The organism is Streptococcus sp. STR1/CE/0325 (genome assembly GCF_055386095.1).
The window spans coordinates 709,636-729,021 of sequence record NZ_AP045018.1; the positions used below are offsets into that span (position 1 = coordinate 709,636).

General features: G+C 43.4%; 19 protein-coding genes and 2 pseudogenes. 18 read left to right on the forward strand and 3 right to left on the reverse strand.

Features of this window, described 5'->3' with window-relative positions:
* Window positions 1-8: 8 nt before the first annotated feature.
* Window positions 9-656 (reverse strand): A24 family peptidase, encoded by a 648-nt coding sequence (locus ACZ49W_RS03510; protein ID WP_464813951.1) that lies wholly within the window; start codon window positions 654-656, stop codon window positions 9-11.
* An 85-nt stretch (window positions 657-741) separates the two neighbouring features.
* Between ACZ49W_RS03510 and ACZ49W_RS03515 the strand changes: the two genes are divergently transcribed.
* The 18 genes and pseudogenes from ACZ49W_RS03515 (at window position 742) to ileS (ending at window position 18,311) form a co-directional block, all read left to right on the forward strand.
* On the forward strand, window positions 742-1,224 hold the full coding sequence (locus ACZ49W_RS03515; RefSeq protein ID WP_464813952.1) for a Dps family protein: 483 nt from the start codon (window positions 742-744) through the stop codon (window positions 1,222-1,224).
* A 97-nt stretch (window positions 1,225-1,321) separates the two neighbouring features.
* Window positions 1,322-1,546 carry a YqgQ family protein gene (locus ACZ49W_RS03520; RefSeq protein WP_464813953.1) on the forward strand — a complete coding sequence of 75 codons (225 nt, stop codon included), beginning with the start codon at window positions 1,322-1,324 and terminating at the stop codon, window positions 1,544-1,546.
* Window positions 1,521-2,492, forward strand: coding sequence for an ROK family glucokinase (locus ACZ49W_RS03525; protein ID WP_464813954.1), 972 nt, complete (start codon window positions 1,521-1,523; stop codon window positions 2,490-2,492). The genes ACZ49W_RS03520 and ACZ49W_RS03525 overlap by 26 nt, the downstream gene beginning before the upstream one ends.
* Before the next feature lie 9 nt (window positions 2,493-2,501).
* Complete coding sequence (locus ACZ49W_RS03530; protein ID WP_464813955.1) at window positions 2,502-2,885, forward strand: rhodanese-like domain-containing protein; 384 nt, start codon at window positions 2,502-2,504, stop codon at window positions 2,883-2,885.
* A 419-nt stretch (window positions 2,886-3,304) separates the two neighbouring features.
* Window positions 3,305-5,155: a translational GTPase TypA gene (gene typA, locus ACZ49W_RS03535; RefSeq protein WP_464813956.1), complete on the forward strand. Its 1,851-nt coding sequence runs from the start codon at window positions 3,305-3,307 to the stop codon at window positions 5,153-5,155.
* A gap of 268 nt (window positions 5,156-5,423) precedes the next feature.
* Window positions 5,424-5,693 carry a DUF3165 family protein gene (locus tag ACZ49W_RS03540; RefSeq protein WP_464813957.1) on the forward strand — a complete coding sequence of 90 codons (270 nt, stop codon included), beginning with the start codon at window positions 5,424-5,426 and terminating at the stop codon, window positions 5,691-5,693.
* Between the two features lie 106 nt (window positions 5,694-5,799).
* The gene (gene murD / locus ACZ49W_RS03545; protein WP_464813958.1) at window positions 5,800-7,164 is read left to right on the forward strand and encodes a UDP-N-acetylmuramoyl-L-alanine--D-glutamate ligase; all 1,365 of its coding nucleotides are present in this window, start codon (window positions 5,800-5,802) and stop codon (window positions 7,162-7,164) included.
* Complete coding sequence (locus ACZ49W_RS03550) at window positions 7,157-8,224, forward strand: UDP-N-acetylglucosamine--N-acetylmuramyl-(pentapeptide) pyrophosphoryl-undecaprenol N-acetylglucosamine transferase (RefSeq protein ID WP_464813959.1); 1,068 nt, start codon at window positions 7,157-7,159, stop codon at window positions 8,222-8,224. The genes murD and ACZ49W_RS03550 overlap by 8 nt, the downstream gene beginning before the upstream one ends.
* A 21-nt stretch (window positions 8,225-8,245) precedes the next feature.
* Complete coding sequence (locus ACZ49W_RS03555; protein ID WP_464813960.1) at window positions 8,246-9,364, forward strand: cell division protein FtsQ/DivIB; 1,119 nt, start codon at window positions 8,246-8,248, stop codon at window positions 9,362-9,364.
* A gap of 144 nt (window positions 9,365-9,508) precedes the next feature.
* Window positions 9,509-10,693 (forward strand): annotated as a pseudogene (gene ftsA / locus ACZ49W_RS03560) (cell division protein FtsA); the annotation flags it as partial.
* A 3-nt stretch (window positions 10,694-10,696) separates the two neighbouring features.
* A pseudogene (locus ACZ49W_RS03565) lies at window positions 10,697-10,885 on the forward strand (cell division protein FtsA C-terminal domain-containing protein); the annotation flags it as partial.
* Window positions 10,886-10,905: 20 nt separating this feature from the next.
* The gene (gene ftsZ / locus ACZ49W_RS03570) at window positions 10,906-12,219 is read left to right on the forward strand and encodes a cell division protein FtsZ (RefSeq protein ID WP_464813961.1); all 1,314 of its coding nucleotides are present in this window, start codon (window positions 10,906-10,908) and stop codon (window positions 12,217-12,219) included.
* Between the two features lies 1 nt (window position 12,220).
* A complete protein-coding gene (locus ACZ49W_RS03575; RefSeq protein WP_464813962.1) occupies window positions 12,221-12,892 on the forward strand; it encodes a YggS family pyridoxal phosphate-dependent enzyme in 672 nt (223 codons plus the stop codon).
* 7 nt (window positions 12,893-12,899) lie between these two features.
* A complete protein-coding gene (locus ACZ49W_RS03580; RefSeq protein WP_464813963.1) occupies window positions 12,900-13,433 on the forward strand; it encodes a cell division protein SepF in 534 nt (177 codons plus the stop codon).
* Window position 13,434: 1 nt separating this feature from the next.
* A complete protein-coding gene (locus ACZ49W_RS03585) occupies window positions 13,435-13,689 on the forward strand; it encodes a YggT family protein (RefSeq protein ID WP_464813964.1) in 255 nt (84 codons plus the stop codon).
* Window positions 13,690-13,693: 4 nt separating this feature from the next.
* On the forward strand, window positions 13,694-14,485 hold the full coding sequence (locus ACZ49W_RS03590) for a YlmH family RNA-binding protein (protein ID WP_464813965.1): 792 nt from the start codon (window positions 13,694-13,696) through the stop codon (window positions 14,483-14,485).
* Window positions 14,486-14,494: 9 nt separating this feature from the next.
* Complete coding sequence (locus ACZ49W_RS03595) at window positions 14,495-15,286, forward strand: DivIVA domain-containing protein (RefSeq protein ID WP_464813966.1); 792 nt, start codon at window positions 14,495-14,497, stop codon at window positions 15,284-15,286.
* A 241-nt stretch (window positions 15,287-15,527) separates the two neighbouring features.
* Window positions 15,528-18,311 carry an isoleucine--tRNA ligase gene (gene ileS, locus ACZ49W_RS03600; protein WP_464813967.1) on the forward strand — a complete coding sequence of 928 codons (2,784 nt, stop codon included), beginning with the start codon at window positions 15,528-15,530 and terminating at the stop codon, window positions 18,309-18,311.
* 67 nt (window positions 18,312-18,378) lie between these two features.
* Here the strand turns inward: ileS and ACZ49W_RS03605 are convergent, their stop codons facing one another.
* Together ACZ49W_RS03605 and ACZ49W_RS03610 are read right to left on the reverse strand one after the other, a co-directional pair.
* Entirely contained in the window at window positions 18,379-18,684 is a 306-nt protein-coding gene (locus ACZ49W_RS03605; protein WP_464813968.1) for a DUF1827 family protein, read from the reverse strand.
* Between the two features lie 66 nt (window positions 18,685-18,750).
* The gene (locus ACZ49W_RS03610) at window positions 18,751-19,197 is read right to left on the reverse strand and encodes an NUDIX hydrolase (protein WP_464813969.1); all 447 of its coding nucleotides are present in this window, start codon (window positions 19,195-19,197) and stop codon (window positions 18,751-18,753) included.
* Window positions 19,198-19,386: the final 189 nt, after the last annotated feature.

A 19,386-nucleotide genomic window follows, 5' to 3' on the forward strand; every position in this document is an offset into this window, starting at 1 on the left:
TGAAAGCGTCATAAAGAGAGAAAAGTGATTAAGATTAGCCCTGCCCATAGAAAAGGAACAAAAGCGATGGTTTCGTTGGTTTTTCTCTTCATTAGGCAATAAAGAATACCTGAAAGGCTGGCGAACTGGATTAAGAGGAGCATGTCTTGGAAAGAAAAAACGAGTGCAAGACTGGCTAGGTACAAGAAATCTCCACTGCCGATGGGAATAGGAAAGATGAAAGCCAAGATGCCAAAAGCCAATAAGAGTAAACTAAAAGGTGTTATCCCAGTGATGGGAATTAAGAAAAGTGTTCCAATGACCCAAATCAAAAGAGGATACTCCTGATGGGCGCTATCATACAGACTAAGGACAAATCCAAGCCCTAAGAGGAGGACCACGGGAAACGAAAGGATATGCTCTAAATAGCCATAAGCAAGAAGAGCAAATCCTATCTCAAGACCAGTCAAAAACCAAGGCAGGTGGTGGTGACAAGATGGACAAGCATGCTTGGTTAAGAGCCGCCCGACGATGAGACAAAAGTGAAAAAGAGGTAGCCTAAAAGAACAAGTCGGACAGGTATGAAAACGGCTTGAAAAAGGAAAATCTGGGAAATAAAGGACAATTTGAGACAGGAAATAGCCTGTCAATGCCCCGAAAAATAAGAGAACAATCATCATATCTTTTTATTCGTAAAAAGAAGTAAAATATTTGCTTTTTAATTAGAATTGTTCTAAAATATAAAGAAAGGAGGAAAAGAAAATGAAAATTACTGTGAACGAATTACCAACCTATGAACAAAGTCAAGCGGTGTTAAATCAAGCTGTGGCAGACCTATCTAAAGCAATTTCGATTATCCATCAAGCTCACTGGTATATGCGAGGTGAGGGGTTCTTCTACCTCCATCCTAAGATGGACGAGCTCATGGATGGTTTGAATGCGCATTTGGACGAGATGAGTGAGCGTTTGATTGCTCTTGGTGGTCATCCTTATTCGACTTTGAAGGAATTTGATGAAGCATCTAACCTTGAAGAAGTTCCTGGAAGTTACGATAAGACGATGGCGGAGCATCTAGAACGTATCGTGGATGTTTATACTTACTTGATTAGCCTCTACCAAACAGGTCTTGCCATCACAGATGAAGAGGGTGACGAGGCATCAAATAACTTATTTTCTGATGCGATTGGTGAAGCAGAAAAGATTGTTTGGATGCTAAGAGCTGAGCTTGGAAAAGCAGCGCGTTAATGCGATAAAAGTGAAAATGACTAGGGATTATTCCTAGTCATTTTTGAATGGAAGAAGGATTGAAAAATTAAGGATTTTTTGATAGAATCAAGTGTATATGAAAACTTTATATGATGTGCAGCAACTTCTAAAACGCTTTGGCATTTTGGTCTATCTAGGCAAACGTTTGTATGATATCGAAATGATGAAAATAGAGCTAGAAGCCTTGTATCAAGCAGGTTTGTTGGACAAGATGGAGTACTTAGAAGCCGAATTGATTTTAAGGCGTGAACATCGTTTAGAAAAGGAAAGAGAAGATGACACAAAAATTAATAGGGATTGATTTAGGTGGAACAACCATTAAATTTGGCATTTTGACCTTGGATGGCCAAGTGCAGGAAAAATGGGCGATTGAAACCAACAGCTTAGAAGAGGGCAAACATATCGTTCCAGACATCATTGCTTCTATTCAGCACCGTTTAGATTTGTATGGTCTTTCTAGCCAAGATGTGGCTGGGATTGGCATGGGGTCTCCAGGGGCAGTGGATCGTAAGGCCAAAACAGTGACAGGGGCTTTTAACCTCAACTGGGCACAAAAGCAAGAAGTAGGAGCTGCGATTGAGCAAGCACTTGGTATCCCTTTTGCCATTGATAACGATGCTAACGTGGCTGCTCTAGGGGAGCGCTGGATGGGAGCTGGTGAAAATCAGCCAGATGTTGTCTTTATGACCCTTGGAACGGGTGTTGGTGGCGGCATCATTGCAGATGGCAACCTCATTCATGGTGTGGCTGGTGCTGGTGGTGAGATTGGTCACATGATTGTAGAGCCAGATGGCTTTGAGTGTACCTGTGGCAACAAAGGCTGTCTTGAAACGGTGGCTTCTGCGACGGGTGTGGTCCGTGTAGCGCGCCTACTAGCTGAGGAGTATGAGGGTGAATCTGCCATCAAACTTGCTATTGATAATGGAGATTTGGTGGCCAGCAAGGATGTCTTTGTTGCAGCTGAGTCAGGTGATTTCTTTGCCGGTCAAGTGGTCGATAAGGTTGCCTTTTATCTTGGTTTGGCAGCTGCCAATCTAGGCAATATCCTCAACCCAGATGCCATTGTCATCGGTGGTGGGGTATCTGCTGCGGGTGAGTTTTTAAGAGCCAAGGTCGAAGACCAGTTTAAGCGCTATGCCTTTCCGCAGGTGCGTCTCACAACGAAAATCAAGCTCGCAGAACTGGGCAATGATGCTGGTATTATCGGAGCAGCTAGTTTGGCCCGTCAATTTTCAGTCAAAGACTAAGGAGAGAATATGGTCACATTGATTTTATGGATTGTTCTAATCGGTCTTTTGGTATGGTTTGGTTTCCAATATTACCGCGTCAGAAAAGCAGCTGATTTCGTGGATAATCGCACTTTTGAAGCCTATATGAGAGAGGGGCAGGTCATCGATGTCAGAGACCCTGAGAGTTTTAGGAAAAAGCACATCCTAGGAGCTAGAAATTTCCAAATGGGGCAGTTTCAAGAGTCGCTCTCTGCCCTTAGAAAAGACCGTCCCGTCCTTGTCTATGACTCTGCCAGAGGGAGCAACCTAGCAAGAGCAATCTTGCAACTCAAAAAAGCAGGCTACACGCAGGTCTATGCCTTAAAAGACGGTTTTGACTACTGGAATGGTAAGGTCAAAGAAAGTAAATAAGGATGGCAAAGAAGGTACAACAGTATCTTCTTTCTTTTTGTACCAGAAAGGAGTAAAATAAAAAGAGAGAGATAGGTTGAGGAGGTAAAAAGGATGAAGCGGCGAAAGTTCAATCGGCATTTCTATAAAAAATGGCTGTTCTACTATTTTTTATTTAATATTTATATCTTTTTAGACCGCTATTTGTATAACAGAAACATTCTAATCACTGTGCTATTTGTCCTCACTCTGATAGTGCAATTAGATTTGGTTTTAATTGTCAAAGATGATGAGAAATAAGGAAAGAATGAAAATGTTGTAACGAAATCAAATAAGAAAGACACCTAGAAAACGTTTACCGCGATTTTCTTGGTGTCTTTTTGTTTAATCTGTGCTATAATTGATGGGTTAATAGAAAATTTTAAGAGATAGAGGACATCATGACGAAATTAAGAGAAGATATTCGCAACGTTGCGATTATTGCCCACGTTGACCACGGGAAAACCACCCTTGTTGACGAGTTGTTGAAGCAATCCCAAACTTTAGATGCAAGAACCACGCTTTATGAGCGGGCTATGGATTCCAATGATCTAGAGAAAGAACGCGGAATTACCATTTTGGCGAAAAATACAGCAGTTGCCTACAATGATGTGCGCATCAATATTATGGATACCCCAGGACACGCGGACTTTGGTGGTGAGGTTGAGCGGATCATGAAAATGGTTGATGGTGTCGTGCTCGTCGTTGATGCTTACGAAGGTACCATGCCACAGACGCGTTTTGTTTTGAAAAAAGCTTTGGAGCAAAACTTGACTCCAATCGTGGTGGTCAATAAAATTGACAAACCTTCTGCTCGTCCAGAAGAAGTAGTTGATGAGGTGTTGGAACTCTTTATCGAATTGGGTGCAGATGATGATCAATTGGAGTTTCCAGTGGTTTATGCCTCAGCTATCAATGGAACCTCTTCGCTTTCTGACAATCCAGCGGATCAAGAAAAGACAATGGCACCGATTTTTGATACCATTATTGACCACATCCCAGCGCCTATTGACAATTCGGATGAGCCCCTCCAGTTCCAAGTATCGCTCCTAGACTACAATGATTTTGTTGGACGTATCGGTATCGGGCGTGTTTTCCGTGGCACTATCAAGGTCGGAGATCAGGTGACATTGTCTAAGTTGGATGGCACCACAAAGAATTTCCGTGTCACAAAGCTTTTTGGCTTCTTTGGTCTGGAGCGTCGTGAAATCCAAGAAGCTAAAGCAGGAGATTTGATTGCCGTATCTGGTATGGAGGATATCTTTGTCGGGGAAACCATCACACCGACGGATGCGGTTGAGCCTCTTCCAGTGCTTCGCATTGATGAGCCAACGCTTCAGATGACTTTCTTGGTTAACAACTCGCCATTTGCAGGGCGTGAAGGAAAATGGGTTACCTCTCGTAAAGTCGAAGAGCGTCTCATGGCTGAGTTGCAAACAGACGTGTCCTTGCGTGTGGATCCGACAGATTCTCCAGATAAGTGGACGGTGTCAGGACGTGGGGAGCTGCACTTGTCTATTCTAATTGAGACCATGCGTCGTGAAGGGTATGAGCTTCAAGTCTCTCGTCCAGAGGTTATCATCAAAGAGATTGATGGGGTGAAGATGGAGCCTTTTGAGCGTGTGCAAATCGACACACCAGAAGAGTACCAAGGTTCTGTTATCCAATCTCTTTCTGAGCGTAAGGGTGAGATGCTTGATATGCAGTCAACTGGAAATGGTCAAACGCGCTTGATCTTCCTTGTGCCTGCGCGTGGTTTGATTGGTTATTCGACCGAGTTCCTTTCTATGACACGTGGTTACGGAATTATGAACCATACCTTTGACCAGTATCTGCCAGTTGTTCCAGGTGAAATCGGTGGTCGTCATAGAGGTGCCTTGGTGTCTATCGATACCGGTAAGGCAACGACCTACTCTATCATGTCAATTGAAGAGCGTGGGACCATCTTTGTCAATCCAGGGACAGAAGTCTATGAAGGCATGATTATCGGAGAAAACTCGCGTGATAACGACTTGACGGTCAACATTACCAAGGCGAAACAGATGACCAACGTGCGTTCTGCAACCAAGGATCAAACGGCTGTCATCAAGACACCACGGATCTTGACTTTGGAAGAATCCTTAGAGTTCTTGAATGACGATGAGTATATGGAAGTCACTCCGGAGTCTATTCGCTTGAGAAAACAAATTTTGGATAAAAACTTGCGTGCTAAGGCGGCTAAGAAGAAAAAGCAAGCGATTGAAGAAGCCTAATTGGCTGTTTGAAGAAGAAATTGAACAAAGCCTAGGAACCTTGTATCTTATGGAACTGCGAAACCTTCCTAGAACGCAATCCGTTCTTCGTCAGCTTTCTTATTTTTCTGTGTTCGCTTAACGGGCTTTGTATCTTATGAAACTGAACACGGGCTAAAAGCGTCGAGAAAATCTCTAGTTTTCCTAGGAACTGAAAGTTCCAGCGTCAAACTGTCTATTTTCTTCTCGCTTTCTTAACGCCCTTTGTATCTTAGAGAAGGAGGTAGGAATGTTTTACTTGATTATTGCGGTTGCTATGATTTTATACTATGTGTTCGTCGCACCGAAATCCATCAAGGGAACCATGCACATGATTTTTCTTGTGGCAGGCATTGCCTGTTTGATCGTCCTTTCTATCCTTAGCTTTATTCGTTTGATTCAGTCTCCGCCTGAAATTTTTGTTGGAGGAGGAATGGCGATCGTAGGCTTTTTCGCCCTAAGAGATGTTATGAGGCTCAAACCTCTTCCGAAAAAAAAGAAGGAAACCAGTAAAAGATGAGAGGCTCTCTCATCTTTTTTGCATGGGCAAAGGCTGTGGCGTTCTTGAAAAATAGGGCAATTAAAGGTAAAATAGAGTGAAGATATTAGGAAAAGAGTCTATCGATATGAAAGCAACAACAAAAGTAAAAGATAAAAAAGTACTCGTGCTAGGTCTTGCCAAGTCTGGTGAAGCAGCAGCCCGCCTCTTAGCGGAGTTGGGAGCCATTGTCACAGTCAATGATGGCAAGCCCTTTGACGAAAATCCGAGCGCTCAAGCCCTGCTTGAAGAGGGCATCAAGGTGATTTGTGGTGAGCATCCTCTTGATTTGCTAGAAGAGGATTTCGCTTTGATGGTGAAAAATCCAGGAATTCCTTATAGCAACGCCATGGTTCAGCGTGCCTTAGAAAAAGGCATTCCTGTCTTGACAGAGGTGGAGTTGGCCTACTGGATTTCAGAAGCGCCTATTATTGGTATTACCGGCTCAAACGGAAAAACGACCACCACAACCATGATTGCAGAAGTCTTTCAAGCTGCGGGTCGCTCAGGTCTTCTATCTGGTAATATCGGTTTTCCTGCTAGCAGTGTGGCAAGAAAGGCAGAAAGTACCGACACGCTCATCATGGAGCTTTCTAGCTTCCAGTTGATGGGGGTCACTGACTTTCATCCAAATGTGGCGGTCATTACTAACCTTCTTCCCACTCATCTGGATTATCACGGAAGTTTTGAGGACTATGTGGCAGCCAAGTGGCATCTGCAAGACCGGATGACGGCAGAAGATACGCTGGTTCTTAATTTTGGGCAAGACATGGCTAAAGAATTGGCGAAAAAAACCAAAGCCAAGGTCGTTCCTTTTTCTAGCCAAGAAGTGGTGGATGGAGCTTACCTCAAAGATGGTCTTCTCTACTTCAAAGACCAGCCAATCATGAAAGCAGCTGATCTGGGTGTGCCTGGGGAACACAATGTGGAAAATGCTCTAGCAACGATTGTGGTTGCCAAGACTTGGGGGATAGAGGATGATGCTATTCGGACTGCCCTTTCTCACTTTACAGGTGTTAAACACCGCTTGCAGCATCTCGGTCAGATTCAGCAGGTTGCTTTTTACAACGATAGTAAATCGACCAATAGTTTAGCGACGAAAAAGGCTCTCTCTGGCTTTGACAAGCAAAAGGTCATCTTGATTGCTGGCGGACTCGATCGTGGCATTGGTTTTGAAGATTTGATTCCTGACTTGGTGGGGCTAAAGGGGATGGTCATCTTGGGAGAAGTGACACCAAAACTCACCATGGCAGCAGAGCAAGCACAGGTGCCTTATGTGTTAGCCGAGCGTGTAGCTGATGCGACGAGAAAAGCCTATGAGTTGGCACAAGAAGGGGATGTCGTTCTTCTTAGTCCTGCCAATGCGAGCTGGGATATGTATCCGAATTTTGAAGTGCGCGGGGACGAATTTATCGCGACTTTTGAGGATTTAAAAGGAGAAGAGCATGGCTAAACCGAAGATCGCGCTAACCGGTGGTGGAACAGTTGGTCATGTGACCCTTAATTTACTCTTGATTCCCCTGCTTCTTGATGACGGGTTTGAAGTGCATTATATCGGGGATAAGCATGGAGTTGAGTACCAAGAAATCCAGAAATTGCAGCTAGATGTGACCTTTCATGGTATTGCCACAGGAAAATTGCGGCGCTATTTTAGTTGGCAAAATCTAGCAGACGTTTTTAAGGTGGGTTACGGGATTTTACAGTCCTTTGCTATTCTGGTGAGACTAAGGCCTAAAGCCCTGTTCTCTAAAGGTGGATTCGTGTCTGTTCCTCCTGTGATTGCCGCTCGTCTCTTAGGAATTCCTGTGTTTGTGCATGAGTCCGATCTCTCTATGGGGCTTGCTAATAAAATTGCCTCACGCTTTGCGACCAAACTCTACACCACTTTTGAGCAAGACAGCTCTGATCCTAAAGTCGTCCATGTTGGTGCGATTACAAAGATTAGACCGACAAGCGCAAGCCTTCCAAAAGAATTGGAAGCCATCAAGGCCCACATGACGTTAGATCGTCCGACTCTCTTATTTGTTGGTGGTTCTGCTGGTGCTAAGGTTTTTAATGACTTTATCACAGCTCACCCGAACTTGAGCGAGCGTTATAATATCATCAACATCACAGGGCAACCAGAGTTGAATACTTTACAAGATCACCTTTACCGAGTGGACTATGTGACCGATCTCTACCAGCCCTTGCTGGATTTGGCAGATGTGGTCGTGACAAGGGGAGGCTCTAATACCTTGTTTGAGCTGTTAGCTCTTCAGAAGCTCCATCTCATCGTTCCGCTTGGAAAAGCAGCAAGTCGGGGGGATCAGCTGGAAAATGCCGCTTATTTTGAAAAGCAAGGGTATGCTAGGCAGTTAGCCGAAGAAAATTTGAGTTTAGAAAGCCTAGATGAAGAGGTCAAGATCTTATTGGATCAAGCTGAAAGCTACCAAAATGCAATGAAAGAAACCAAGGAATTAACGTCTTTAAGTGATTTTTATGCACGCTTGAAGAAGGATATGAAGTTATCCTAGTCAAAACATCAAAAGGATACTATGGCAAAAGAACAAGAAGATAAAGAGAAAAAAAGTCAACCAAAGGCTTTAACCGAATGGCAAAAGCGCAACATTGAGTTCTTGAAGAAAAAAAAAGAACGTGATGCAAAAATCACCAAAGAAAAAGAACGTGAACTCAAAAAACGTCAAGCCGAGGCTAGAGGTGAAGTTTTTGAAGAAGTTGAGAAAGAAACGCAATTAGAGGACAAAGAAAAAAAAGCCAAGCCTAAAAAAGTCAAAAAACCCAAAAAAACAAAGAGATCAAAGGTACCTGTTCAAAAGAAACTCTTGACAGAGGTTGCAAAGGCCAAACGACGTTCACGGCCGATTGTCGTTTTGGCAAGTTTAATCCTCCTCGTTTCTGCTTTTTACCTTAGCCCTTACAGTAAAGCAAAAGACATTCAAGTGTCAGGTCAAGAACAAGCAACGCAAGCAGCTATTATAACGGATTTAGCGGTGAAGCCGACCGATTACATTACGGATTTGATTTTTCACCATAAACGTTATGAAAATGGTCTGGTGGCGCGCAACCCTTGGATTTCTGAAGCGACAATGGACTATCGTTTTTTCAATCATTTTGAGGTTAAGGTCAAAGAACACCAGATTTTTGCTTATCAGTCAACCAAGTCAGGGTATCGACCAATTTTGGATAATGGGGTTGTCGTCAATGACAACCAAGAAAAACAGATAACAGAAGGCTATATCAGTGTTTCTTTAACCGATAAAACGATGATGAAATCCTTGATTCAGTCCTTGAAATCTTTAAGCCCTAAGCTCACCAAGCAAATCCGAGCGATTTCCTTATCTCCAACTAAAGCTACCAAGGACTTGCTTTTGGTTGAGTTTTATGATGGCAATAGCGTGCGCGTTCCCTTGTCAGAATTAAGCGCCAAACTGCCTTACTATGAGGAAATTAAGAAAAACTTGAGTGAGCCTTCCATTGTTGATATGGAAGTTGGAATTTATACCACATCGTCTGACTTGGAAAGCAGCTTGAAAGAAGCAAGTAAGGAAAAGAAAAGCGAAGAAAAGACGCAAACACAACAGAATGAAACGGATGAAACCACCTCTTCTAGTTCTGATTCAGAAGAAAGCACCTCGACTTCTGCTTCTGAATAGAGTGAGGAAAGGAATTTTAAGTTTCTCTTACAAAACGCGTAAAATGTTAGGCATTTGACGCGTTTTTATGTTATAATAGCATGCGAATAGTTCTATTTTTAGATAGCAAAGACTAGTAAGATTGGAAAGTTAGAGGAATGGAGAATGGCTAGAAATGGCTTTTTTACAGGATTAGATATTGGAACAAACTCGATAAAAGTCTTGGTTGCAGAATTCATCAAAGGTGAGATGAACGTCATCGGTGTGAGCAATGTCCCTAGTGAAGGGGTAAAAGACGGCATTATTGTCGATATTGAAGCCGCAGCGCTGGCGATTAAGGCAGCTGTTGAGCAAGCAGAAGAAAAATCAGGGATTACCATTGACCGTGTCAACGTTGGTTTACCAGCTAATTTGCTTCAGATTGAGCCAACTCAAGGCATGATTCCAGTCCCAAGCGAATCAAAAGAAATCAAGGACGAAGACGTTGATAGTGTGGTGCGTTCTGCTCTGACAAAGAGTATCACGCCAGAACGTGAGGTGATTTCTCTGGTTCCTGAAGAGTTCATTGTGGATGGTTTTCAAGGCATTAGAGATCCTAGGGGTATGATGGGCATTCGCCTTGAGATGAGAGGGTTACTTTACACTGGTCCTAGCACGATTTTACATAATTTAAGAAAAACGGTTGAGCGAGCAGGCATCAAGGTCGAAAATATCGTGATTTCCCCGCTTGCAATGACCAAGGCTGTCCTTAATGAAGGCGAACGTGAGTTTGGTGCTACGGTGATTGATTTGGGAGCAGGTCAATCAACTGTTGCCTCTATGCGCGCGCAAGAGTTGCAGTACACCAATATTTACCCAGAAGGTGGAGAATACGTCACCAAAGATATTTCAAAAGTCTTGAAAACATCCATGAAAGTGGCTGAGGCTTTGAAATTTAATTTTGGAAGTGCGGATATTACAAGTACGAGTGAAGAGGAAACTGTTCAAGTTCAAGTGGTCGGAAAGACTGAGCCTGTTGAGGTGAGTGAACGTTACCTTTCAGAGATTATTTCAGCGCGTGTTCGTCATATTTTGGAGCGAATCAAGCAAGATTTAGAACGTGGTCGTCTCTTAGACCTCCCTGGAGGCATCATCCTCATCGGCGGAGGAGCTATTATGCCTGGCGTGGTGGAGTTAGCCAGAGAGATTTTTAAGACCAATGTGAAGTTGCATGTGCCTAACCAAGTGGGGATTAGAAACCCGATGTTTGCCAATGTGATTAGCTTGGTAGAGTATGTGGGTATGATGACCGACGTTGATGTCTTGGCTCAAGGAGCTGTCTTTGGCGAGGAATTATTAAGACGTAAACCGGATCGTCCTCAAGTGCAACCAAGTTTTAGCGTTCCTGTTCAGGAATTTCCAAGAACGGAAAGCATAAGACAGCCAGAAACGGTTGAAGTTGAGACGGTCGAAACAGTAGTAGAAACACCACAAGAACCGAAAGAGCCAAAACCAAAATTGACAGATCGGGTTCGCGGTGTCTTTGGTAGTTTATTTGATTAGTGAAAAGAGGAAAAAGAACAATGACATTTTCATTTGATGCAGCATCGGTACAAGGTGCAGTTATTAAAGTAATTGGAGTTGGTGGTGGCGGTGGCAATGCCATTAACCGAATGATTGATGAAGGTGTAGCAGGTGTTGAGTTTATCGCTGCAAACACTGATATTCAAGCCCTTAGCTCATCTAAGGCTGAGACTGTAATTCAGTTAGGCCCTAAGTTGACGCGTGGTCTTGGTGCTGGAGGTCAGCCTGAAGTAGGTAAAAAAGCTGCCGAAGAAAGCGAAGAAGTCTTGACAGAAGCGCTTAATGGGGCTGATATGGTCTTTATCACAGCTGGTATGGGAGGAGGCTCTGGTACAGGAGCTGCTCCAGTGATTGCTCGTATCGCCAAGAGCCTTGGAGCTCTCACAGTTGCCGTGGTCACTCGACCATTTGGTTTTGAAGGAAATAAACGGGGCAATTTTGCCATCGAAGGGATTTCTGAGCTCAGAGAGCAAGTGGATACCTTGTTGATTATTTCTAACAATAATTTGCTTGAAATCGTAGATAAGAAAACCCCTCTTCTAGAAGCGCTTAGCGAAGCCGATAATGTCCTTCGTCAAGGTGTTCAAGGGATCACCGACTTGATTACAAGCCCAGGGTTGATTAACCTTGACTTTGCGGATGTGAAAACTGTGATGGCAAATAAAGGTAATGCCCTCATGGGTATTGGTATCGGTAGTGGTGAAGAGCGTATTGTGGAAGCAGCACGTAAGGCAATCTACTCTCCGCTACTTGAGACGACCATTGATGGTGCTGAGGATGTTATCGTCAATGTGACAGGTGGCATGGATATGACCTTGACTGAAGCAGAAGAAGCTTCAGAAATCGTCAGTCAAGCAGCTGGTAAGGGAGTCAACATCTGGCTTGGTACCGCTATTGATATGGATATGAAAGACGAGATTCGTGTGACCGTTGTTGCAACAGGAGTAGGAAAAGAGACTAATCCTTTTGCAAGCGCACAACCAAAACAACGTATCCTCTCTCAACCAAGTGGGAACTTAGGTGCAAATCGAACAACGGAGTCTAGCACACCTGTGTCTGCTTCTAGTTTTGAAAGACGTCAAGCTAATTTTGACATGGCGGAAAATCATGAAATGCCTGGTCAACAGAGCGTGCAACAAACGAGCACCCAGCAAGAGACTTCTGCTTTTGGAAATTGGGATTTGAAAAATGAAACCATTACCCGTCCAACAGAAGGTCAACTTGATAGTCAATTGAGCATGTCTAGTTTCCAACAAAATAGTTTCGATGGTGATGACGAACTAGAAACACCACCATTCTTTAAGAACCGTTAAAATGAGTTTAGTTGAACACCGAAATAAGATTTTAGATCAGGTTGAGCATGCCAAAAAGAAGGCCAATCGCAAAGATGATGTCTATGTGATTGCTGTGACTAAGTCCGTGGATGTTGAAACAGCAGGTCAACTCATGGATCTGGGTTTGGAGCATATCGGTGAAAATCGTGTGGACCAGCTTCTAGAGCGTCAAGCCCTTTTAAAGGATAAAAACTTGACTTGGCATCTCATAGGAACCTTACAAACACGCAAGGTCAAGGATGTCATCAACAAGGTGGATTATTTTCATGCGCTTGATTCGCTGAAATTAGCCAAGGAAATCGATAAACGTGCAGAGCACCCCATTCAGTGTTTTTTACAGGTTAATGTATCGGGTGAGGTAACCAAGCATGGCTTTCGTAAGGAAGAGGTTATGGATGCAGTTGCATCCATGAGAGATTTAAAAAACATTGTCTTGGTTGGTTTGATGACTATGGCCCCTTTGGAAGCAAGTCCGTCTGAACTTCATGATTTGTTCAAACAAACACAGCAGCTTCAGAAAGATTTACAAGCGCTGCATTATCCTCGGATGCCCTTTGATCAGTTGAGCATGGGGATGAGTGGTGACTTTGAGATTGCTATCGAACATGGAGCGACCTTTGTTAGAGTTGGTCGAGCCTTCTTTGACGAGTGAGGAAACTATGGGATTTTTTAAAAATACATTTGATAAAGTGCTTTCCTATCTGGAGACGGATGAACTCAGTGAAGTCGAAGAGGCTTCGGTAAACACGCCTTCATCCCCTAAAGATCAGGAGCAAAGGAGAGCTTCGTTACCGAAACAAGAAGCTACTCATCAAACAATAGAAGCAAAACAACAAGTGAGGCAAACGATGAATTCACAAAATCAAGAGAGAAAATCTTTCTCTCCACAGCAGGGGAGTGTGACGATTGCGATTAAATACCCTAAGAAATATGAGGATGCTAAGGAAATTGTTGCCCTCCTTAATCAAAATGAATGTGTTTTGATGGATTTTCAAAACATGTTAGAAGCTCAAGCACGCCGTTGCTTGGACTTCATTGATGGGGCTAGTGAGGTTTTGTCAGGAAAACTTCAAAAAGTCGGATCATCCATGTATCTGTTGACCCCTTCTTCGGTCATTGTGGATGTGGATGATTTGAATTTCCCAAATAGCGGTGCAGACATGTCCTTTGATTTTGACATGAAGAGACGTTAATATGACGGGATTACTCATTTACATTACCCTGCGTATTATTCGTCTTTATTCGCTCCTTCTCATCCTATATGCGTTTATGTCTTGGTTTCCAGGAGCCTATCAGACAAGGATTGGACGGTTTTTGACATGGATTGTTTATCCGATTGTTCGTCCCTTTGAGCGCTTGAATTTGAGATTTGCAGGCTTTGATTTTTCGATTGTCCTTATTATTTTTCTGTTAGATTTATTTAGTCGTTTTTTAAGTAATTTGTGGTAAAATAATGTCAAGACCTTTGAAGCTTTATCAGCATTTTGACTCTGGTGAGGAAGAGCTGATTGATCGCATGAACGATTTGTCTCAAAAAGCGCAGGAAACTTATATTCCTCAGCTGACGGCTTTTTTGAATCCTAGACAAATTTCAGTGGCTAGTTCAGTCCTAGACTATCTGGGACAAGAGTATCTGGTTTCAACGTCTCTGTCAGAGATGGAGTATGCGAGAGTTCTGATTGTGCCGCCTTATTATTCCTATGATGAGAGGGATTTTGAAATCATGTTATTAGAGATTCAGTATCCCAATAAGTTTTATCAGCTGGAACATCGGCAAATCTTAGGAGCGCTGCTCAATCAACTTGGGGTAGAACGTTCCATTTTTGGAGATATTTTAGTTCAAAAAGGACGAGCACAGCTCTTTTTGGATCGCAAATGGTTTACTTATCTGGTGAATCATTTAGATAAAATTGGACGAGCACCAGTGACGTTTGAGGAGCTTTCTTTTGATCAAAAATTAGAAAACCAAAGTCAGGGAGAAGAGGCAGTCGTCTTAGCGAGCAGTCTGCGTCTTGATAGCGTTTTATCTGCTGTTCTTGGTTTATCACGCAGTAAGGTGGCTGGGTTAATTGATCAAGGTCGTATTTTTGTCAATTACCGTGAAGCATCTAAAGCATTTATTGAGCTCAATCAGAATGATTTAGTGAGTGTACGCGGCTACGGACGTTTTCAACTGACGGAGAATCTTGGGAGCACCAAGAAGGGAAAATATAAGTTGAACATTCATAAGTTAATAAAAGATTAAGGAGAGCCTATGGCACTGACACCACTTGATATTAAAGAAAAGACATTCCGTGTAAAATTTCGTGGTTATAGCGAAGATGAAGTCAATGAGTTTTTGGATCTTTTGATTGAAGATTACGAAGAATTGTTGCGCATCAGCCAAGAAAAAGACAATCGCATCCGTTCCTTGGAAGATAAATTGGCTTATTTCGATGACATGAAAGAATCCTTGGGTCAATCTGTGATGTTGGCTCAAGAGACAGCCGACAAGGTGAAACTTTCTGCCAAAAATGAAGCACAAAATATCATCAATGGCGCGCATAATCAAGCCGATCGTTTGATTGAAGAAGCCAAGATTAAGGCCAATAACCTTATTCGTGAAGCGACGGATGATGCCAAAGGGATTGCTATTGAAACGGAGAATCTCAAGCGTCAGAGCCGTGTCTTTCACCAGCGTTTATTGGCAGCTATTGAGGCGCAGCATAGTTTGATTATGTCGCCTGAGTGGAGCGAGCTCCTTCAGCCGACAGCTGTTTATCTGCAAAATTCCGATTCCGCCTTTAAAGAGGTCGTGGAAAAAGTCCTTAATGAAGATGTGCCTGTAGCAACGGATGAAAATTCCTTGGATGCCACACGTCAATTTTCCGCAGAAGAAATGGAAGAATTGCAAAGACGGATGCAAGAAGGTAACCAACAGTTAGAGATGACGCAACAGTTGGATCTGCCAGATTTTTCTGAAGAGGTTGTCGCAGAAACCGTTGAAGAAGAGGTCAGCGACCCTTTGGATTACACCCAAACATTTAAATTGAATATTCATGAATAACAAAAACACGATGGTTATCTAATATTTCCAGCGAGCAGGTGGTGGTGGAAGACTTGTAATCCCTTAGATGACGATTATCCTTTTGTCATCATTTTCATCTGAACAAGAGTAGGGTGAAACGTTTGGTTAACGTTACTAACCAAGGAGGGATGCTAGCTGAGCTAGTGTCTAAATTAAGGTGGTACCACGAACTTTCGTCCTTTTGACGAAAGTTTTTTTGTTTATGAAGAGGAGGTAAGAAATGAAATTAAAAGAAACGCTAAATCTCGGAAAAACAGCCTTCCCAATGCGGGCAGGTTTACCAAACAAAGAGCCAGAATGGCAAAAAGGTTGGCAGGAAGAGGCGATTTATCAAAAACGTCAAGAATTGAATGCTGATAAACCGACCTTTTTCTTACACGATGGCCCTCCCTATGCCAACGGAAACATCCATCTTGGTCATGCGCTAAATAAGATTTCAAAAGACATCATCACCCGCTCTAAGTCTATGATGGGCTTTCGGGCACCTTTTGTCCCAGGTTGGGACACACATGGTCTTCCAATCGAGCAGATGTTGGCCAAACAAGGGGTCAAACGTAAAGAAATTAATTTGTCAGACTACCTCAAGATGTGCCGGGATTATGCGCTGAGTCAGGTGGACAAGCAACGTGAGGATTTCAAACGCTTGGGTATCGCTGCAGATTGGGAAAATCCTTATGTGACATTGACACCTGATTTTGAAGCTGCACAGGTTCGTGTTTTTGGTGCTATGGCTGATAAGGGCTATATCTATCGTGGTGCTAAGCCGGTTTATTGGTCTTGGTCATCAGAGTCTGCTCTTGCAGAAGCAGAAATCGAGTACCATGATTTGGTTTCGACATCACTTTACTATGCTAACCGTGTCAAGGATGGTAAGGGCGTTTTGGATACCGACACTTATCTCGTGGTTTGGACGACGACACCATTTACAGTGACAGCCTCTCGCGCTTTGACGGTCGGTGCTGATATTGACTATGTCTTGGTGCGTCCAAAAGATGAAACACGTCAGTTTGTCATTGCTAGTGAATTATTAACCAGCCTATCTCAAAAATTTGGTTGGGAAGATGTGGAAGTCCTAGCCACTTACAAGGGCAGTGACCTCAATCATATTGTGACTGAGCACCCTTGGGATGAAGAAGTGGATGAGTTGGTTGTCCTTGGTGACCATGTCACAACGGATTCAGGAACAGGGATTGTCCACACGGCACCAGGATTTGGTGAGGATGACTACAATGTTGGTGTTGCCAATGGCGTTGACGTCGTCGTGACAGTGGATGAGCGTGGTATGATGACCGAGGAAGCAGGCCCTGACTTTGCAGGACAATTCTACGAAAAAGTCACATCTGTTGTCATTGAAAAATTGGGTGAGTTGCTCTTAGCGCAAGAAGAAATCTCTCACTCCTATCCATTTGACTGGCGGACGAAAAAGCCAATCATCTGGAGAGCGGTTCCACAGTGGTTTGCTTCTGTGTCACAATTCCGTGAGGAAATCTTAGATCAAATCGATAAGACCACCTTCTACCCTTCATGGGGTCATACTCGCCTTTACAATATGATCCGCGACCGCGGTGACTGGGTAATTTCACGTCAGCGTGCTTGGGGTGTGCCGCTACCGATTTTCTATGCCGAAGACGGTACCGCTATTATGAGCAAGGAAGTGACTGATCATGTGGCTGATCTCTTTGAGGAGCATGGCTCTATCATCTGGTGGGAACGTGATGCCAAGGATTTATTGCCGAAAGGCTTTACGCATCCAGGATCGCCAAATGGTCACTTCACCAAAGAAACGGATATCATGGACGTTTGGTTTGACTCTGGCTCTTCATGGAATGGTGTGATGAAAACTCGTCCAGACCTTGATTACCCAGCTGACCTTTATCTGGAAGGTAGCGACCAGTACCGTGGTTGGTTTAACTCTTCACTCATCACTTCTGTAGCGGTCAATGGCATTGCACCTTATAAGGCAGTCTTGTCTCAAGGTTTCGTTTTAGATGGCAAGGGTGAGAAAATGTCTAAATCAAAAGGCAATATCATCTCACCAAATGATGTGGCTAAACAATACGGGGCTGAAATCCTCCGTCTTTGGGTAACGTCAGTGGATACGGACAATGATGTTCGGGTTTCCATGGAAATCTTAGGTCAGGTATCAGAAACCTATCGCAAGATTAGAAACACCCTTCGTTTCCTCTTAGCTAATACATCAGATTTTAATCCAGAAACAGACCGAGTAGCTTATGAAGATTTGCGTCCTGTAGATAAGTACATGACCATCCGCTTTAATCAGTTGGTGGCAACAATCCGAGAAGCCTACGATAACTATGACTTTATGGCGATTTATAAGGCGGTGGTCAACTTTGTGACGGTTGATTTGTCTGCCTTCTACTTGGATTTTGCCAAGGATGTGGTTTATATCGAAGCAGCAGATGCTCTCGCTCGTCGTCAGATGCAAACAGTCTTTTATGACATCTTGGTGAAAATCACCAAACTCTTAACCCCAATCTTGCCACATACAGCAGAGGAAATCTGGTCTTACCTCAGTGAGCCTGAAGCCTTTGTTCAGTTGAGTGAAATGCCAATGGTCGAAACCTTTGCTGGTCAAGACAGTATTCTAGAAGAATGGAACGCTTTCCTAGACTTTAGAAGCAAGGCACAAAAGGCTTTGGAAGAAGCTAGAAATGAAAAACGCATCGGAAAATCCCTAGAAGCTCACTTGAGCGTCTATGCAAGCCAAGAGGTGAAAACTCTTCTAGCAGCGCTTGATAGCGACATTGCCCAACTCCTCATCGTTTCGCAATTAACCGTTCTTGATGAACCAGCACCAGAAGGCGCCATTCGCTTTGATGACGTTGCCTTTGTTGTAGAGCGTGCCAAAGGAGAAGTTTGTGATCGTTGCCGTCGTCTAGATCCAACGACCAAAGAACGCCCTTACCATGCCTTTGTCTGCGATCACTGCGCAAGTATCTTGGAAGAACACTTCAAGGATGCCCTTGCAGAAGGATTTGAATAAGAAAAATGAACTTGAGTGAAACACTCAAGTTCATTTTTTTGCTATAAATGAGAGGGTTGGGATATTTTTACTCTTCAACGATTGGAATAGACATCTCAATCAAGTGTTTGCTGTGAATGGTTTTGATTTGGTCAAAGCGAGCAATGTTTTTATTAATTTTACGTTTTAAAAAGAACTCGCGGATGGTTTCAATCTCGGTGTCCTTGATGGCACGGTATTTGTTTGAGATGAGCAGTTCATAGTGCTTAGGTGCCTTGGTAAAGATGACATCGGTGTTTCCAGCCGAATAGACCTCAACCAATTGGGCATCGGTGTGATTGAGCTGGTTGCTGACCAACTCACGGTGGCTACTGGTGGTATTGATAAGTCGCATGGCAAATCCTTTCTATATCGATAATATCTTCACGTTTATTATACCATAAAATGGGATAAATTTTAGTTATTGATGTGATTTTTGCCAAGCTTTTACTCCCCATTGGTGGCTGCCACGTTTGAGTTTTTGGAGGGCTTCGTCAATGGAAAACCAAGCCAAATGGTTAAAATCCTCCAGCGGTTGACCGATAGCCTCAAAAGCAGTGACTTCGTAAAGGTAGGCGGGATTGTAGAAATATTGATCACGGTGACTGGAGTAAAAGTACTCGTCGGCTTGTCCGTAATATTGCCCAATCGTTGCGGTGAACCCTAGTTCCTCAACGAGTTCACGCGCAAGAGCGCTAAGTTTGTCTTCGCCAGCTTCGATTTCTCCGCCGGGTAAAAACCAAGAGCCGTTGGGCGCTTGGACTAGGATAATCTGATCGCGGGTCTGATTTGGGATAATGGCATAAACCCCGTAACGAGGGGTGTAGGTCACGCCGTCTTTTTTCTCTCCAAAAGTGGGATATGTCATGTGATTTTTCCTCTTTCTTTGTTTCAGCAAGGTTTTGAGGTCGCGCTATAGAAATGCTTGCATCCAATGTTGAGATGAAAGGATATGGCAAGCAAAACGGCTGACCGTTGGTTATATTTTAGCATATCCGCACCAATCGGACAATGGAAAAGAACAAACTTTGAGAATTTAATGATTTTCTTGTGGAAG

Excerpts from the sequence above, each read along its gene's own strand:
- ACZ49W_RS03525 (WP_464813954.1), top strand. The coding sequence starts at position 1,521 with ATGACACAAAAATTAATAGGGATTGATTTAGGTGGAACAACCATTAAA.
- ftsZ (WP_464813961.1), top strand. The coding sequence starts at position 10,906 with ATGACATTTTCATTTGATGCAGCATCGGTACAAGGTGCAGTTATTAAA.
- ACZ49W_RS03510 (WP_464813951.1), bottom strand. The coding sequence starts at position 656 with ATGATTGTTCTCTTATTTTTCGGGGCATTGACAGGCTATTTCCTGTCT.
- ACZ49W_RS03590 (WP_464813965.1), top strand. The coding sequence starts at position 13,694 with ATGTCAAGACCTTTGAAGCTTTATCAGCATTTTGACTCTGGTGAGGAA.
- ACZ49W_RS03595 (WP_464813966.1), top strand. The coding sequence starts at position 14,495 with ATGGCACTGACACCACTTGATATTAAAGAAAAGACATTCCGTGTAAAA.
- ACZ49W_RS03605 (WP_464813968.1), bottom strand. The coding sequence starts at position 18,684 with ATGCGACTTATCAATACCACCAGTAGCCACCGTGAGTTGGTCAGCAAC.
- ileS (WP_464813967.1), top strand. The coding sequence starts at position 15,528 with ATGAAATTAAAAGAAACGCTAAATCTCGGAAAAACAGCCTTCCCAATG.
- typA (WP_464813956.1), top strand. The coding sequence starts at position 3,305 with ATGACGAAATTAAGAGAAGATATTCGCAACGTTGCGATTATTGCCCAC.
- ACZ49W_RS03550 (WP_464813959.1), top strand. The coding sequence starts at position 7,157 with ATGGCTAAACCGAAGATCGCGCTAACCGGTGGTGGAACAGTTGGTCAT.
- ACZ49W_RS03515 (WP_464813952.1), top strand. The coding sequence starts at position 742 with ATGAAAATTACTGTGAACGAATTACCAACCTATGAACAAAGTCAAGCG.
- ACZ49W_RS03585 (WP_464813964.1), top strand. The coding sequence starts at position 13,435 with ATGACGGGATTACTCATTTACATTACCCTGCGTATTATTCGTCTTTAT.
- ACZ49W_RS03540 (WP_464813957.1), top strand. The coding sequence starts at position 5,424 with ATGTTTTACTTGATTATTGCGGTTGCTATGATTTTATACTATGTGTTC.
- ACZ49W_RS03580 (WP_464813963.1), top strand. The coding sequence starts at position 12,900 with ATGGGATTTTTTAAAAATACATTTGATAAAGTGCTTTCCTATCTGGAG.
- ACZ49W_RS03610 (WP_464813969.1), bottom strand. The coding sequence starts at position 19,197 with ATGACATATCCCACTTTTGGAGAGAAAAAAGACGGCGTGACCTACACC.
- ACZ49W_RS03530 (WP_464813955.1), top strand. The coding sequence starts at position 2,502 with ATGGTCACATTGATTTTATGGATTGTTCTAATCGGTCTTTTGGTATGG.
- ACZ49W_RS03555 (WP_464813960.1), top strand. The coding sequence starts at position 8,246 with ATGGCAAAAGAACAAGAAGATAAAGAGAAAAAAAGTCAACCAAAGGCT.
- ACZ49W_RS03520 (WP_464813953.1), top strand. The coding sequence starts at position 1,322 with ATGAAAACTTTATATGATGTGCAGCAACTTCTAAAACGCTTTGGCATT.
- murD (WP_464813958.1), top strand. The coding sequence starts at position 5,800 with ATGAAAGCAACAACAAAAGTAAAAGATAAAAAAGTACTCGTGCTAGGT.
- ACZ49W_RS03575 (WP_464813962.1), top strand. The coding sequence starts at position 12,221 with ATGAGTTTAGTTGAACACCGAAATAAGATTTTAGATCAGGTTGAGCAT.